Annotated in this window: 15 protein-coding genes; 5 read left to right on the top strand and 10 right to left on the bottom strand. The window is 71.0% G+C overall.

The genetic code is table 11. The features are described from left to right. Positions 1-53: 53 nt before the first annotated feature. The 3 genes from ACGFZA_RS26240 to ACGFZA_RS26230 all read right to left on the bottom strand — a co-directional run bounded on the left by ACGFZA_RS26240 (position 54) and on the right by ACGFZA_RS26230 (position 2,767). Positions 54-920: a MetQ/NlpA family ABC transporter substrate-binding protein gene (locus ACGFZA_RS26240; RefSeq protein ID WP_385286373.1), complete on the bottom strand. Its 867-nt coding sequence runs from the start codon at positions 918-920 to the stop codon at positions 54-56. A gap of 120 nt (positions 921-1,040) precedes the next feature. Continuing rightward, entirely contained in the window at positions 1,041-1,712 is a 672-nt protein-coding gene (locus ACGFZA_RS26235) for a methionine ABC transporter permease (RefSeq protein WP_207316021.1), read from the bottom strand. Then, positions 1,709-2,767 carry a methionine ABC transporter ATP-binding protein gene (locus ACGFZA_RS26230; protein WP_385286375.1) on the bottom strand — a complete coding sequence of 353 codons (1,059 nt, stop codon included), beginning with the start codon at positions 2,765-2,767 and terminating at the stop codon, positions 1,709-1,711. Before ACGFZA_RS26230 ends, ACGFZA_RS26235 begins: the two co-directional genes overlap by 4 nt. 670 nt (positions 2,768-3,437) lie before the next feature. On the opposite strand from ACGFZA_RS26230, the gene ACGFZA_RS26225 reads away from it, so the two are divergent. Continuing rightward, positions 3,438-3,797 (top strand): hypothetical protein, encoded by a 360-nt coding sequence (locus ACGFZA_RS26225; protein WP_266776685.1) that lies wholly within the window; start codon positions 3,438-3,440, stop codon positions 3,795-3,797. A gap of 2 nt (positions 3,798-3,799) precedes the next feature. Further along, a complete protein-coding gene (locus ACGFZA_RS26220; protein WP_385286377.1) occupies positions 3,800-4,237 on the top strand; it encodes a hypothetical protein in 438 nt (145 codons plus the stop codon). A gap of 222 nt (positions 4,238-4,459) precedes the next feature. On the opposite strand, the gene ACGFZA_RS26215 is transcribed toward ACGFZA_RS26220, so the two are convergent. From ACGFZA_RS26215 to ACGFZA_RS26205, 3 genes are all read right to left on the bottom strand, one after another. Then, on the bottom strand, positions 4,460-4,963 hold the full coding sequence (locus ACGFZA_RS26215) for a GNAT family N-acetyltransferase (RefSeq protein ID WP_385287345.1): 504 nt from the start codon (positions 4,961-4,963) through the stop codon (positions 4,460-4,462). Positions 4,964-5,000: 37 nt separating this feature from the next. Further along, entirely contained in the window at positions 5,001-5,567 is a 567-nt protein-coding gene (locus ACGFZA_RS26210) for a sigma-70 family RNA polymerase sigma factor (RefSeq protein WP_393682263.1), read from the bottom strand. A gap of 106 nt (positions 5,568-5,673) precedes the next feature. Next, a complete protein-coding gene (locus ACGFZA_RS26205) occupies positions 5,674-6,840 on the bottom strand; it encodes a glycerophosphodiester phosphodiesterase (RefSeq protein WP_393682261.1) in 1,167 nt (388 codons plus the stop codon). A 233-nt stretch (positions 6,841-7,073) separates the two neighbouring features. On the opposite strand from ACGFZA_RS26205, the gene ACGFZA_RS26200 reads away from it, so the two are divergent. Continuing rightward, the gene (locus ACGFZA_RS26200; RefSeq protein WP_385287281.1) at positions 7,074-7,745 is read left to right on the top strand and encodes a lysophospholipid acyltransferase family protein; all 672 of its coding nucleotides are present in this window, start codon (positions 7,074-7,076) and stop codon (positions 7,743-7,745) included. Between the two features lie 128 nt (positions 7,746-7,873). On the opposite strand, the gene ACGFZA_RS26195 is transcribed toward ACGFZA_RS26200, so the two are convergent. Both ACGFZA_RS26195 and ACGFZA_RS26190 read right to left on the bottom strand, forming a co-directional pair. Then, positions 7,874-9,418 carry an MFS transporter gene (locus ACGFZA_RS26195; protein ID WP_385287283.1) on the bottom strand — a complete coding sequence of 515 codons (1,545 nt, stop codon included), beginning with the start codon at positions 9,416-9,418 and terminating at the stop codon, positions 7,874-7,876. Then, entirely contained in the window at positions 9,415-9,966 is a 552-nt protein-coding gene (locus tag ACGFZA_RS26190; RefSeq protein WP_385287284.1) for a TetR/AcrR family transcriptional regulator, read from the bottom strand. The genes ACGFZA_RS26195 and ACGFZA_RS26190 overlap by 4 nt, the downstream gene beginning before the upstream one ends. 85 nt (positions 9,967-10,051) lie before the next feature. On the opposite strand from ACGFZA_RS26190, the gene ACGFZA_RS26185 reads away from it, so the two are divergent. Then, positions 10,052-10,576, top strand: a complete 525-nt coding sequence (locus tag ACGFZA_RS26185; protein ID WP_393682258.1) for a hypothetical protein — start codon at positions 10,052-10,054, stop codon at positions 10,574-10,576. A gap of 131 nt (positions 10,577-10,707) precedes the next feature. On the opposite strand, the gene ACGFZA_RS26180 is transcribed toward ACGFZA_RS26185, so the two are convergent. Continuing rightward, positions 10,708-11,679: an aldo/keto reductase gene (locus ACGFZA_RS26180; RefSeq protein WP_385287288.1), complete on the bottom strand. Its 972-nt coding sequence runs from the start codon at positions 11,677-11,679 to the stop codon at positions 10,708-10,710. A 65-nt stretch (positions 11,680-11,744) separates the two neighbouring features. Next, positions 11,745-13,175 (bottom strand): argininosuccinate lyase, encoded by a 1,431-nt coding sequence (gene argH / locus ACGFZA_RS26175; protein ID WP_385287289.1) that lies wholly within the window; start codon positions 13,173-13,175, stop codon positions 11,745-11,747. Positions 13,176-13,431: 256 nt separating this feature from the next. Between argH and ACGFZA_RS26170 the strand changes: the two genes are divergently transcribed. Continuing rightward, positions 13,432-14,670 (top strand): hypothetical protein, encoded by a 1,239-nt coding sequence (locus ACGFZA_RS26170; RefSeq protein ID WP_393682255.1) that lies wholly within the window; start codon positions 13,432-13,434, stop codon positions 14,668-14,670. Positions 14,671-14,695: the final 25 nt, after the last annotated feature.

The raw sequence follows: 14,695 nt of genomic DNA, 5'->3' as shown, positions 1-14,695 counted from the left end.
CCGCACACCCGGGCGGGGTGTGCGGGGCTCCGCGGGCAAGTGCCGCGCCGGGGTCAGGACTTGGCTGCGGTACCGAAGGCCGGGATGACCGAGCCCTGGTAGGTGTCCTCGATGAACTTCTTGACCTCGTCGGAGTGGAGGAGCTTCACGAGCTTCTGGACGCGGGGGTCCTGCTCGTTGCCCTTCTTCACGGCGATGATGTTGGCGTACGGGTTGCCGTCGGCCTTCTCCAGGGCCAGGGCGTTCTTGGCGGGCTTGAGGTCGGCCTCGATGGCGTAGTTGCCGTTGATGACGGCGGCGTCCACGTCGTTCAGGGCACGGGGGACGGTCGCGGCCTCCAGCTCCTTGAACTCCAGGCCCTTCTTGTCGGTGATGTCGCTCAGCTTGGCGCTGGTGCCGACGCCGTCCTTGAGGGTGATCAGACCGTTCTCGGCGAGGAGCTGGAGTGCGCGGCCCTCGTTGGTGGTGTCGTTGGGTACGGCGATGGTCTGGCCGGACTTGATGTCGCCCAGGTCCTTGACCTTCTTGGAGTAGAGGCCGAGGGGCTCCAGGTGCACGGTGCCGACGGAGACCAGGTGGGTGTCGTTCTTCTTGTTGAAGTCGTCCAGGTAGGGCTGGTGCTGGAAGAAGTTGGCGTCGACCTGGCCGGTCTCGGTGGCGGTGTTCGGCAGGACGTAGTCCGTGAACTCCTTGACCTCCAGCTTGAGGCCGGCCTTGGCCGCCAGGTTCTTCTTGACGAAGCCCAGGATGTCGGCGTGCGGCGTCGGCGACGCGGCGACGACGAGGGCCTTGGAGGTGTCGGCGTTGGCGCCGGTCCCGGACTTCGACGCCGGGTCGGAGTCCGTACCGCAGGCGGTGAGGCCGAAGGCGAGGGCGGCGGTGGCGGCGGCAGCCGCGGTGAGCTTGATGTTCTTACGCACGAAGAGTGCCTCTTTCGGGTGGTGATGGTGGAACGCCCGGACAAGGAGTGCGGGCGGGGGGAGCGCCGGGCGCCGCCCGGTGGACGGCGGCCCGGAGACACGCCCCGGGGAGGAGAAGTCTCAGGAGGTGGTGCGGCCGCGGCGGGCCAGCAGCCGTACGGCTCCGTCGCCGATCAGCTGGATCACGGTCACGATGACGATCAGCAGCGCGACGGTGATGAGCATGAACTGGTTGTCGAAGCGCTGGAATCCGTAGGTGACGGCCTTGGAACCGAGTCCTTCGCCGCCGACGGCTCCGGCCATCGCGGAGTAGCCGATGAGCACGATGACGGTGGTGGTGACACCGGAGACGAGGGACGGCAGCGCCTGCGGCAGCAGGACCTTGCGGACGATCGTCGGGATGGATCCGCCCATGGACTGGACGGCTTCGACGAGTCCGTGGTCGACCTCGCGCACCGCCGTCTCGACGAGCCGGGCGAAGAACGGGATGGCGCCGACGGCGAGCGGCACGATCATCGCGGTCGGGCCGATGAAGGTGCCCACGACCCAGGTGGTGAAGGGGATCAGGGCGATCAGCAGGATGATGAACGGCAGCGAGCGGCCGATGTTCACGATGACGCCGATGACCTTGTTCACCGGGGTGTTCCGCAGCAGTCCGCCCTTGTCGGTGAGGACGAGCAGGACGCCGAGCGGCAGTCCGACCAGGACGGTGACGACCGCGGACCACAGGACCATGTAGAGGGTGTCGACGGTGCCCTGCGTCAGCAGCGGCTGCATTTCGGACCAGGTCACTTCGCCACCTCCTTGGTGAGCGGTGCGGGAATGATGACGGGTTCGGTCTCCGAGCCGTCGACGATCTCGGCCTGCAGTCCCTGCTCACGCAGGAAGCCGATCGGGACGACGTTCTCCTCGAACCGGCCGGGCAGCTCGATGCGCATCCGGCCGATCTGCCTGCCGCCGACGGTGTCCATCGCGGCACCCAGGATGGAGATGTCGATGTTGTACGTACGCGAGAGCTGCGAGATCACCGGCCGGCCGGCGGCATCGCCGTGGAAGGTGACGTCGACGACCGTGCGGTCGGGGCCCGACGCGGTGCCGCCGACGGGGAACAGCTCGTGGGCGAGTTCCGAGCCGGGAGTGGCGAGCAGGTCGCCGACGGTCCCGGACTCGACGATGCGCCCCTTCTGCATCAGCGCGGCGGAGTCGCAGATCGTCTTGACGACGTCCATCTCGTGCGTGATGAGCAGGACGGTGAGACCGAGCTGCTGGTTGAGGTCGCGCAGCAGCTGGAGGATGGAGCGGGTGGTCTCGGGGTCCAGGGCCGAGGTCGCCTCGTCGGAGAGCAGGACCTTGGGGTCGCCGGCGAGCGCGCGGGCGATGCCGACGCGCTGCTTCTGGCCGCCGGAGAGCTGCCCCGGATAGGCCTTGGCCTTGTCGGCGAGGCCGACCAGGTCGAGGAGTTCGAGCGCCTTGCGGGACCGTTCGCGGCCGGTGACGCCGAGGATCTCCAGCGGGAGCTCCACATTGCCCTGGACGGTGCGGGAGGCCAGCAGGTTGAAGTGCTGGAAGACCATGCCGATGCGGCTGCGGGCCTCGCGCAGTTCCTTGCCGGCCCTGCGGCCGCGTCCCGCGAGTGCGGTGAGGTCCTGGCCTGCCACGGTCACGGTGCCGGAGGTGGGGCGCTCCAGCAGGTTGACGCAGCGGATGAGAGAGGATTTCCCGGCGCCGCTCTGCCCGATGACGCCGTACACCTCGCCCTCGCGGACGTGCAGGTCGACGCCGTCCAGGGCGGTGACCTCGCGGTCGCGCGACTGGTAGACCTTCGTGAGGCCCGTAGTGGTGATCACAGGGTTTCCGTCACTGTCGAGTGCGCGGCGCGGTGTCCGCCGGGCACGGGGAAGTCGTCCGATGAAGCTGTCCGGACGTTTCGATCGGACGTTCCGAGCGGGTGTCCCGGCACGGCAGGCACGCGGCGGTGGCCGCGGGGCAGCATGCTGGGGGGCGCGTTCCGCTGGGTGCGGACGGCTCGGGCTCGGTCTCGCTTCGGGGCGCGAGGCTCAGGCGTGGGCCCTCAGAAGGCGCGCATTCGACACATACAACGAGCACCGGGCGTCGTGATCGCCTCGGTCGCAAGGATGCGGCTGCTCGTCGTGGTCATGCCCCAAGTAAAACAGACGTCAGGTTCCCGCCGAACCGGCTGTCCGGATAGCGGACGGCCGTGGATGCTGCGGCGTCTTCGGTCGGCCCGCCCCGAAGAGATCCGCCCACAACGCTGTGACCTGCACTGATACGGGGACGATGCACTCCGTGTCCACGGTCCGCACCGGTCCTGGACGCGCAGGCGTGTGGCCAAGACCACGATCACCCCCCGCCGGTGCGGACCGGCCGCGGGCCCGCGCCCCCGGGGACCTAGGTCCCCGGCGCCCTCTCGTCCGTACCGCGTCGCGCACGGTCCCCGCGCACCGCGGGCACGGGGGCGCACGCAATGGGCCGCACGGCCCGTAATACCCTCGGCTCATGCTTGACGCCCTGACGATCGCGGTCGGCGTGGCCGCCCTCGCCCTCGCCGCCTGGTGCGGATTCGCCGCCTACCGGGACCAGCCCACCAAGGACTGGCACTTCATCGGGATGGCCGTGGTCTCGCTCCTGGCACTGGCCCAGCTGGTGGTGGGGATCGTGCAGCTGGCCCGCGGCGAGCGGCCGGAGCAGGGCATGACCATCTTCATCGCGTATCTGATCGGGGCCTTCCTCGCCGTACCCGCGGCGGGCTTCCTGTCACTGAGCGAGCGGACCCGGTGGGGTTCGGTGACGGTGGCGGCGGGCGCGGTCGTGCTGGCCGTTCTCGAAGTACGGCTCTACGACATCTGGGGAAACTGACCGTGACCGACACCGAGCGCACCCCCGAGGCGGCCGCCGGCGAGAAGCCGCCCTTCGACCTGGGCACCGGGCCCGGGAGGGTACTGGTCTGGTTCTACGGCGTGTTCACCGTGGCGGCGGCGTCCCGCGCGATCGTCCAGATGATCCTGGACTTCGGGAAGGCCCCGCTGGCCTACGTGCTGTCGGCGGCCGCGGCCGCCGTCTACGGCTTCATCACGTACTCGCTGGTGCGCGGTGGCGAGAGGGCCCGGCGGACGGCGCTGGTGTGCTGCGCCGCCGAGCTCGCCGGGGTGCTGATCGTGGGCACGTGGACGCTGGTCGATCCCGCGGCGTTCTCGGACGCCACCGTCTGGTCGTACTTCGGCAGGGACTACCTGTTCATCCCGGTGATCCTTCCGGTCACCGGGATGATGTGGCTGCGCCGCGCCCGGACCGCGTGAGTCCTGGGGCTTCCCGTTCGGATCAGGCCGGACCCGCGGGTCCGGCCTGATCCGAACCCTAAGGGCTGTCCCGCGATTCCTGGCGGGCGCACGACGACAGCTACGGCACCTCGCCGCGTTGTCGGAACGCCCGAATACATCCAGTGTGCGGGCGCCCCTCCGCCTTGCGATGCACCGCATCTGACGCCGCGCGCTGATCCACCAGGAATTGCGGGACAGCCCTTAGGCGCTCGTCACGTAGGCGGGCGCCGAGGCCTCCTTCTCCAGCAGGATCATCCGGACACCGTCCTGACTGGTGGTGTCGCCGACGGGTGCGTATCCCGCCCGCCGGTAGAGCCGCAGATTGCCTTCGCTGCGGTGACCGGTGTGCAGGCTGTAGCGGGTGGCCGACCGCTGGTCGGTGAGTCCGGCCTCCACCGCCGCGAGCAGACGGGCGCCGAGGCCGTGCCCCTGGAGCCGGGGGTGGACGCAGAGCCGCCCGATCCGTCCGGTGCCGTCCTGGTCCGCCCACCCGCGCACCGAACCGACGACTTCGTCGCCGAGCCGTGCCACGAACACCAGGTTCGCGGCGATCTCGGCGCGCATCGCGTCGAGGGTCTCGACGAGCGGGTCGATCCGGTAGTTCCCGTACAGCTCCGCCTCGTTCTGAAAACAGAGGTACTGGAGTTTCAAGATCTGTTCGGCGTCCTGTGCCTTCGCCGCCGAGATGATCACGCTCATGCCCATCTGCGCATGCCTCTCGCTCACCTGATCCGCCGGTTGTCTACCGCTCCTTTCCCCGCAGTTCAGGAGCTACAACCTCCGCCGCCAGCATTCTGCGCAGACATCCAAGGCATCGGGAACGGATCGGGCCCAAACTCCCCTGTGACATACCCAACTCCCCTGCGATTTCCCGGTAGGTGGGATCGCCCGGGGAGAGCAGCGCGCGCAGTAAGCGGGCACAGGAGCCGGGGAGCCGGTCCACGGCGGCGTACAGCAACCGGCGTTGGTCGGCGAAGAGGGCGGCCCGCTCCGGGCAGCCGGAGAGGTCGGCGGCGGACTCGTCGCGGTAGGGGCGTTCGCGCAGTGCGGTACGGCGGGCCCGGCGGGCCTCCGACCTGACGGCGTCGCGCACCCATCGGGCGGGGTCCGCGGGCGGCCCCTGGTCCGCAAGCCGTTCCAGCAGCCTCAGCCAGACGGCCTGTTCGAGATCGGCGGGGTCGACGGCGGCGCCGGTGGCGGATGCGGCCGCCTCCGCCGTCGCCTCGGCTCCGACCAGGGAATACAGCGTGCGGACGAAGGTGTCCGCGTCCGGGGCGGGCAGGGCCTGAGGAAGATCGAGAAGCGTCACGCCCCCACCCGACCCGGTGGAGCGGCCGCCGGTCGCCGAACCTGCCGGGACCACCCGACCGGGGCACGCTCCGCCCGGGGGCTGACGTCCCGGGGCCCGGCTCCCGCTACTTCGCGGCGAAGTCCGCCGCCGCGAGCAGCGCCGTGTCCGGGTTGTCGGAGAAGATCCCGTCGATACCGGTGGCGAAGTACGCGGCGAAGGCGCCGAAGGCGTCGCCGTACGCGTTGGGGTCCGTGCCGCGCCGGAAGTCGGCGGGCAGGAAGGTGTTCTCGTTGCGCATCGTGTACGGGTGGAGGATCAGGCCCTGCGCGTGCGCGTCCCGCACCAGGGAGGTGGGCGTGGTGAGCCGGCCGGCACCGTCCTTGGGGATGATCAGGTCCAGGGTGGGGCCGATGCCCTGGGCGAACGACGCCATCCACTTCAGGCCGGCGGGCTTCACCAGGTCGTCGGTGGTGCGCGGGTCGCCGGAGGCCACGAAGTCCCAGGGCTTGGAACCGGCGCCCGAGAGCAGCACGACGCGGGGGGTGGCGACGAGCTTCGACAGCCGCTGGATGCTGCCGGGTTCGAAGGACTGGAGGATGAGCGGCGACTGCGCACGGTGCCGGTTGTAGCGGCGCAGCAACTTGGCGAGCGGCTCCTCCAGACCGAGGCCCAGACCGCGGAAGTAGGTGGGGTGCTTGGTCTCGACGTACAGCCAGACGGGCTTTCCGCGCTTGCGGCCCTCGCGGTCGGCCCAGCGCAGGACCTCCTCGAAGGTGGGGATCTCCCACCGGCCGTCGTACAGCGTGTTCTTCTGGCGGTTGCCGGGTATGCGCTCCTTGGCCCGCAGCGTCTTCAGCTCGGTGAGCGTGAAGTCCTCGGTGAACCAGCCGGTCAGGGCGACGCCGTCGACCGTCTTCGTCGTCCGGCGGCTCGCGAACTCGGGATGGGCGGAGACATCGGTCGTGGCGGTGATGTCGTTCTCGTGACGGCATACGAGATGGCCGTCCCGCGTCGGCACCAGGTCCTGCTCGACGATGTGCGCGCCCATGTCGAGAGCCAGCTGGTAGGAGCCGAGCGTGTGCTCGGGGCGGTAGCCACTGGTACCGCGGTGTCCGATGACGGTCGGCACCGGCAGGTCGAGGCGGCGGCCGTCGTGCCCGGCGGGCTCGCTCCCGGGCTTCCCGGCCGCCTGCGCCGTTCCGGTGACACCGAGGGCGGCGGTGCCGAGTACCGCGGCGCCCACGCCCATGACGGTCCGTCGTCCGGGGCGGGCCTGCGCACGCTCTGTCATGAATGCTCCTCGCATGTGATGTCCGGCACCTGTCCGGCGAGGACCGAGCGTAGGCAGCGGCGTGGTCCGGACGGCGCCATCTGGACGAACATGGCGCAAACACACGTCAACACTGCGTATCCATGGGGTGAACCCGATGTGCGATCAGCGAGTACCCGCGAGTATCGTCCTCACCTGCATGGACCCTTCAATCCGTCGCCTCGGCCGGCCCGGCCACTACACCGGAGGAACCGTTGTCCCGACTCGCACTCATCAAGGCAGTGCTCGGACCGATCCTGCGCCTGCTGTTCCGCCCGCAGGTGGAAGGTGCCCAGAACATTCCGGGAACCGGGCCGGTGATCCTCGCGGGCAACCACCTGACGTTCATCGACTCGATGATCATGCCGATCTGCTGCGACCGGCCGGTGTTCTACATCGGCAAGGACGAGTACGTGACGGGCAAGGGCGTCAAGGGGCGTCTGATGGCCTGGTTCTTCACCGGCAGCGGCATGATCCCGGTGGACCGGGACGGCGGCCGCGGTGGTGTCGCGGCGCTGATGACGGGCCGCCGCGTGCTGGAGGAGGGCAAGGCCTTCGCGATCTATCCGGAGGGCACCCGCTCCCCCGACGGGCGGCTGTACCGCGGCCGGACGGGCATCGCCCGGCTGACGCTGATGACGGGTGCTCCGGTGGTGCCGTTCGCGATGATCGGTACGGACAAGCTGCAGCCGGGCGGCGCCGGCCTGCCGCGGCCCGGCAAGGTCACGGTCCGCTTCGGCGAGCCGATGGAGTTCTCGCGCTACGAGGGCATGGACCGCGACCGCTACGTGCTGCGGGCGGTGACGGACTCCGTGATGGCCGAGGTGATGCGGCTGTCCGGCCAGGAGTACGTGGACATGTACGCAACGAAGGCCAAGGCCGCCTGAGCCGGAGCCCGACGGCTCGGCAGGACGGCGGGAAGGGCCCGTACCCCGGCCGGTGGACATCGTGTCCCCGGCCGGCGGTGCGGGCCCTTCCGCATGTCCGTGCCCACGTCGTCCGGACGGGGCACCCCTCAGTCGTGCACGATGCCTTCCTCCAGCTCCTGGCCACGCAGCAGGAACCAGGCGGCGACCGCCGTCGCCATCAGGACGACGGCGCCGATGGCCGAGGCGGCCCCCAGCCCGTCCACGAAGGCGTCCTGGGCGGCGGAGACCAGAGTCGTCGCCTCCTCTTCGGGCAGCACCTTGGCCGCCTCGACCGCGCCGCCGAGCGACTCGTGGGCGGCGGACGCGACGTCGGGCGGGGTTCCGGCGGGCGCGGTGAACCCCTGGTAGACCCCGGTGACGATGGAGCCGAGCAGGGCGATGCCGAGGGCGGCGCCGAGCTCGTACGCCGTTTCGGAGACCGCGGACGCGGAACCGGCGTGCTCCTTCGGAACGCTGGAGAGGATCACGTCGGAGGTGACCGTGAAGGCGAAGCCCGCGCCCACACCGACGACCAGCAGGAGCGCGCCGATCAGCGGATAGGCCGTGTCCTTGTGGACCGCGGCGACCGCGGCCAGCGCCAGGGCGATCCCGGCGAGACCGCCGGCCACCACGGACCGTACGGAGAAGCGGCGGGCGGTGGTCCCGGCCAGCAGACCCGCGGTGACCGCGCCGACGGCCGCGGGCAGTTCGGCGAGCCCGGCCTCCAGCGGTCCGCGGCCCTGGACCAGTTGCAGGAACTGGGAGAGGAAGAAGACCAGGCCGGAGAGGCCGAGGATGGTCAGCAGGTCGGCGAGGACCGCTCCGGAGAAGCCCCGGTGGTGGAACAGCCGCATGTCGAGCAGCGGGGCGGGCAGCCGGAACTGCCGCCGCACGAACCAGACGAGGGCCAGCACGCCGCCGACGCCCGAGAGCGCGACCTGCCAGCTGGTGCCGTGCGCGGCCAGCTCCTTGATGGCGTAGACGACCCCGATCATGCCGACCAGCGACAGCCCCACGCTCACCAGGTCCCAGGGTCCGGGTGCCGGGTTCTTCGACTCGGGGATCATCTTGATGCCGACCACGACGAGCACCGCCATGACCGGCAGGTTGATCAGGAAGACCGATCCCCACCAGAAGTGCTCCAGCAGGAATCCGCCGACGACGGGACCGACCGCCGCCCCCGCGGACGCCATCGCCCCCCAGATGCCGATGGCCAGACTCCGCTCGCGGGCGTCGTGGAAGAGGTTGCGGATGAGGGCGAGGGTGGACGGCATCAGGGTGGCGCCCGCCACGCCCAGCAGGGCCCGCGCGACGATCATCATCTCGGCCGTCTGCGCGTACGCGTTGAGCACCGAGACAGCGCCGAAGGCGGTGGCACCGCACAGCAGCAGCTTCTTGCGGCCGATGCGGTCGCCGAGGCTGCCCATCGAGACCAGGAGACCGGCGATGACGAAGGAGTAGACGTCGCCGATCCAGAGCAGCTGGGTGCCGGTCGGTTCGAGGTCCTCGCTGAGGAACGGGGTCGCGAGGCCGAGCACGGTGGCGTCGACGGCCACCAGCAGTACGGCGAGCACCAGCACGGCCAGTGCGATCCACCGCCCGGGGCGGTACAGCTCGGGCGCGGGCTCCGGGTGCTGTTCGACGCTGCTCATTGCTCCACGCTCCGGCGTGCGCCGCCGAGCAGCAACTCGACGATCATGTAGGGGAAGTCCTGTGCGGCCACCCGGCCCGCCTGAACGGCCCACGCCGCGCTGCTGATGAGCCCGTAGAGCGCTTCGGTCAGCCAGGCCGCGGTCAGGTCGAGGCGGATCTCTCCGCGCTCCTGGCCGCGCCGGAAGAACGCGGCCACCCGGGCGTCCAGCCGGTCCCAGCCGTCGTTCTGCTCCTCACCCTCGAACAGCTGATTCTCGGTCACGAGGAAGGAGAGGAGTCCGGCGCTCGGCTCGATCGCCGCGACGAACCGGCGCAGCCCCTCGGCCGTCGTCCCCTCGTCCAGCGCAGCGGCGTCGATGGCCGATTCGAATTCCTGGATCCCCAGCTCTTCCAGCGCCCTGACCAGGGCGTCCCGTCCGGCGAAGTGCCGGTGCAGGGTGGCGCGGCCGATGCCCGCGGCTTTGGCCACCTCGTCCATGGTGGCCGTCGATGTGCGGGTCAGCAGGGCCGCGGCGCTGCGCAGGACCTGCTCACGATCAAGAGTCATGAGACGACACTAACCCATTTGAGACACCAATGTCTCACTGGAAAGGGGCTCGCGCCGCGCGCCGCGACGGGAGGACCATGTCGGCATGAAGCCGCTGCTGCTGATCGACATCGACGGTCCGCTCAATCCCTACGCAGCGCTCTCCCGCCGCGGCGCGCCGGAGGGTTACACCAGGCACCGCATGCGGCCGACAGGGTGGACCGCCGGCCCGCCGCTGCCCGTTCTGCTCAATCCCCGGCACGGCGACGAACTGCTCGCCCTGGCCGGCCGCTACGAGCTGGTCTGGGCGACCACCTGGAAGAACGAGGCGAACGAGTGGATCGGCCCCCGCATCGGGCTGCCGCCGCTGCCGTACATCGACTGGCCGGAGATGCACGGCGCCGCACCGGCCGGGACCTACTGGAAGACGCAGTACGTCGTGGAGTACGCGGCCGGGCGGCCGTTCGCGTGGGTCGACGACGAGATCACCGACCGGGACCGGGCGTGGGTCGCCGGCCGGGGAGCGGGCGGGGAGAGTCTCCTGCTGTGGACCGATCCGCTGATCGGGCTGGAGCGGGCCGACTTCGACACGCTGGCCGCGTGGGCGGACAGCCGGGGAACGGCCGGCTGACCGGAGCCGGACGGTGGCCGGCCGGCGCACCCGACGGCCGGCTGACGGTGGACAGCCGACCGCAACCGGCCGGCCGATGCGGCAGCCGACGCACCCGACGGCCGATGGATGCCGCAGGAGTACGGGAACCCTCAGCTCCAGGGGAGCGAGGCGCGGTGCCGCCAGTACGCCTCCGGCTCCTCCACCAGCGCGTCCAGCCGCGCCCTGCGGTCCTCGTCGAGGTCGAGGACGGCCGCGTGGAGGTTGCCCGCAAGCTGGCCGACGGTCGCCGCGCCGGAGAGCACCACCCCGGCCCACGGCTGGTACAGCACCAGCGCCAGGGCGACCGCGTCGCTGCCGAGCCCCTCCTCGTCGGCGATCTCCCGCATCACGGCGGGGGCCTCCGCACCCGCGAGCCGGCCGTTGGCCATGGCTTCCTTGACGATGACGGTGAGCCCTGCGGCATGGGCCTCGGCGAGCGCCGGTCCGGCCGAGGTCTCCAGGGCGTTGTAGGTGGCCTGGACCGTGCGGAAGAGGGGTTCGCCGTCCACCGTGACGGTGAGGGCCGCGCGGATCGCGTCCGCCTGGGCCGGACCGCTGGTGGAGAGGCCGACGCTGACTCCTTCGGCGGCGAGCGCGGCGAGCCGGGCGTGCAGTTCCTTGTCGCTGAATACGGGGCTGTCGGGGGTCACCGAGTGGATCTGGTAGAGGTCGAGCCGGTCTCCGAGCAGGTCGCCGGTCTCGGCGCGCTGGCGCAGATACGTGGCGAGGGTGTGGTCCTTGACCTCGTGCGCCTCGGCGTCGACGCTCCAGTCGGCGGTGTAGGTGTAGCCCCACTTGCTGCCGACGACGACGTCGCGGACCTCGGGCCGGGCGGCCAGCCAGTCGCCGAGGAACTCCTCGGAGCGGCCGTAGGAGCGGGCGGCGTCGAAGTACCGGACGCCCTGCGCGTAGGCCGCGTCCAGAAGCTCGTGCGTCCGGGCGCGCATCGCCTCGACGGTCCGCTCGCCGGGCAGGTCGCGCTCGCGGTGGAGGTTGATGTAGCCGGGCCTGCCGACCGCTGCCAGGCCGAGCCCGATGTGGGCGGTCGGAGTGGTCGCTGTGGTCAGTCGGGCGAACGGCATCGCGGGCTCCTCGTCGTCGGCAGGAATCTCGCCTACCCCCAACGTAGCCCGCGATGCGCGTCGCACTACTGACGCGCCGCCCAGGCGTGCTGCGTCGCGAGGTCCGCCTTGACCTCGGCGAGCTGGACCGCGACCGCGGAGGGCGCGGTGCCGCCGCGGCCGTTGCGTGAGGCGAGTGCGCCGGCCACGTTGAGGACCGTGCGGACCTCGGGGGTGAGGTGCTCGGAGATCTTCGCGAACTGTTCGTCGGTCAGTTCGTCGAGCTCGATGCCGTGGCTCTCGCACTCCTTGACGCACTCACCGGCGACCTCGTGGGCGACCCGGAACGGGACGCCCTTCTTGACCAGCCACTCGGCGATGTCAGTGGCGAGCGAGAAGCCGGCCGGCGCCAGCTCCTCCATGCGCGCGCGGTTGACGGTGAGGGTGGCCATCATGCCCGTGAAGGCGGGGAGCAGGACTTCGAGCTGGTCGCAGGAGTCGAAGACCGGCTCCTTGTCCTCCTGGAGGTCGCGGTTGTACGCGAGCGGCAGGGCCTTGAGCGTGGCCATGAGGCCGGTCAGGTTGCCGATGAGCCGTCCGGACTTGCCCCGGGCCAGTTCGGCGATGTCGGGGTTCTTCTTCTGCGGCATGATCGAGGAGCCGGTGGAGAAGGCGTCGTGCAGGGTGACGAAGGAGAACTCCTTCGTGTTCCAGATGATGATCTCCTCGGCGATCCGGGAGAGGTTGACGCCGATCATCGCGGTGATGAAAGCGAACTCGGCGACGAAGTCCCGCGAGGCCGTTCCGTCGATGGAGTTGCCCACCGAGCCGCGCTCGAACCCGAGGTCGGCGGCGACCGCTTCCGGGTCCAGCCCGAGCGACGATCCGGCGAGCGCGCCGGAACCGTACGGCGAGACGGCGGTCCGCTCGTCCCACTGGCGCAGCCGCTCGGCGTCCCGGGACAGGGACTGCACATGGGCCAGGACGTGGTGGGCGAAGAGCACCGGCTGGGCGTGCTGGAGGTGCGTGCGGCCGGGCATGGCCACGTCCGGGTGCGCCTCGGCGAGGCCGACGAGGGCGTCCTGGAGCCCGGCGATCAGACCGCCGATGATGCGGGCGTGGTCGCGGAGGTACATCCGGAAGAGCGTGGCGATCTGGTCGTTGCGGGACCGTCCGGCGCGCAGCTTGCCGCCGAGGTCGGGGCCGAGCCGCTCCAGCAGTCCGCGCTCCAGGGCGGTGTGGACGTCCTCGTCGGCGATCGTGCCGGTGAAGGAGCCGTCCGCGACATCGGCTTCCAGCTGGTCCAGTCCGGCGGTCATCCGCTTCAGCTCGTCCTCGGTGAGCAGACCCGCCTTGTTGAGGACGCGCGCGTGGGCGCGGGAGCCGGCGATGTCGTACGGCGCGAGCCGCCAGTCGAAGTGGACGGACGCGGACAGCCTGGCCAGCGCCTCGGCGGGACCGTCCGCGAAGCGGGCGCCCCACAGACGTACGTCGCCGTTGCCGTTGCCGTTGCTCACTGCGTGCTCCTCGGAAGAACCAGGGGGGTTGGATGTGCGACCGCTTCCCCGTGCGAGTGCGGCACACTCGGTCACGGATGCCTGCTCACGGCGCGATCCGCGGTGCAGCCACTGCCGCAATCACTGCCAGGCATAACTATGCGGTGCTCTGTATGTTTTGTCAAAGCTGGTGCCGGGACCCCGCCCCCGGACCATGCGCGGGCGCTGCCACGTCGTCCCCGCTACCGTCTGCACTTCGGCATACCCGGGGGGAACCATGAACGACGCCTGGACGGCGGCGCGGCGACTGGCCGACGGCGCGTCACTGGACGAGGCGCTCGGACGCGCCTCGGCCGAATCCTGGCCGGCGCTCGACCGCGCGATACGCGACCTGCCGCCCTGGAAACTCGGCGCGTACGTCGCACAGGGAGGGCAGCGGCTGCGGTGGGACCGGACCGCGCCGTTGTCGTACCTGCGATGGCGCCGCGCCCCCGGGGCCGCCGCGCAATCGGAGACCGTCATCTCCCTGTGCCACCGCGACGGCAGGATCCGGGAGTCGGCCCTCGACCTGACGGCCGGCTCCCCAGCTCTGCTGCCGCTCCTGATCGTGCGGTGCACGGACTGGGCGGCCCCGGTACGCGAACGGGCCCGGGCACTGTTGTCGGAGGTGCCCGCGGCCGCCCTCGCCGCGTACGCGGATCTGGTCCTGCTGCTGGCCCGGCGCGAGCAGGGCCTGTTCGCGGTCGCCCTCCTCGACCGGGGACTGCGCGAAGGCCCCGCCGCGCAGGTGGAGGCCCTGCTGACGAGCGAGGACCGCGCCACCCGCCGGTTCGCCCACCGCATCGCCGTCGACCGCGCCCTCCTGCCTCCGGGCCGGCTCGCCCGCCTGGCCGCGGGTTCCGGCGACGCGACCTTGCAGGACCTCTGCGCGGACGCGGCCATCGCGTCGATGCGGGACGAGGACCACGACGACGTACTCGGCGTACTACTGACTGCCCGGAACGGACGCGTGCGGGCGGCGGGGGTCACCGCACTGCGGCGCACCGGGCGGCACGACGAGGCGGGGGCCTGGCTCGCGGACCGTTCGGGAGTCGTACGGGCCTGCGCCCGCTACGTGCTGCGACAGGGCGGGACCGACCCGCTGCCGCTGTACCGGGCGATGTGCACCGGCGAGGTCACCGAACCGGGTGCTGCCGCGGGGCTGGGGGAATGCGGTGACCGCTCGGACGCCGGGATGCTGTGGGCACTCGTCGGCCATCCGGCGCCCGCCGTGCGCCTGCACGCGGTCACCGGGCTGCGCGCCCTCGACGCCGTGACGTGGGACCGGCTGGCCCGGCTGATCGACGACCCGTCACCCGTCGTCGTCAGGGCGGCCACGCGGGCCCTGCTGCCCAACGCGGGAGAGCTCTCCCGGGAGTGGCTGTCCGAGCGGGATGTGCCGGACCGGCCGCGGGCGGTGCGGGTGGCGGCGCAGCGTCTTCTCCGGGCTGCCGGATATCTCCGTCCCACCAGCTGAAATCCCCCCGCGACCCCAGGAGTCG

Source organism: Streptomyces sp. NPDC048211 (assembly GCF_043202315.1).
Lineage (GTDB): Bacteria > Actinomycetota > Actinomycetes > Streptomycetales > Streptomycetaceae > Streptomyces.
The sequence above is the reverse complement of the archived record's forward strand: the minus strand, read 5'-3'. Positions and strand labels throughout refer to the sequence as shown.

What these genes read in the sequence shown, in the direction of transcription:
- ACGFZA_RS26225 (WP_266776685.1), top strand. Translation starts at nt 3,438, where the DNA reads ATGCTTGACGCCCTGACGATCGCGGTCGGCGTGGCCGCCCTCGCCCTC.
- ACGFZA_RS26215 (WP_385287345.1), bottom strand. Translation starts at nt 4,963, where the DNA reads ATGGGCATGAGCGTGATCATCTCGGCGGCGAAGGCACAGGACGCCGAA.
- ACGFZA_RS26205 (WP_393682261.1), bottom strand. Translation starts at nt 6,840, where the DNA reads ATGACAGAGCGTGCGCAGGCCCGCCCCGGACGACGGACCGTCATGGGC.
- ACGFZA_RS26195 (WP_385287283.1), bottom strand. Translation starts at nt 9,418, where the DNA reads ATGAGCAGCGTCGAACAGCACCCGGAGCCCGCGCCCGAGCTGTACCGC.
- ACGFZA_RS26190 (WP_385287284.1), bottom strand. Translation starts at nt 9,966, where the DNA reads ATGACTCTTGATCGTGAGCAGGTCCTGCGCAGCGCCGCGGCCCTGCTG.
- ACGFZA_RS26185 (WP_393682258.1), top strand. Translation starts at nt 10,052, where the DNA reads ATGAAGCCGCTGCTGCTGATCGACATCGACGGTCCGCTCAATCCCTAC.
- ACGFZA_RS26180 (WP_385287288.1), bottom strand. Translation starts at nt 11,679, where the DNA reads ATGCCGTTCGCCCGACTGACCACAGCGACCACTCCGACCGCCCACATC.
- ACGFZA_RS26170 (WP_393682255.1), top strand. Translation starts at nt 13,432, where the DNA reads ATGAACGACGCCTGGACGGCGGCGCGGCGACTGGCCGACGGCGCGTCA.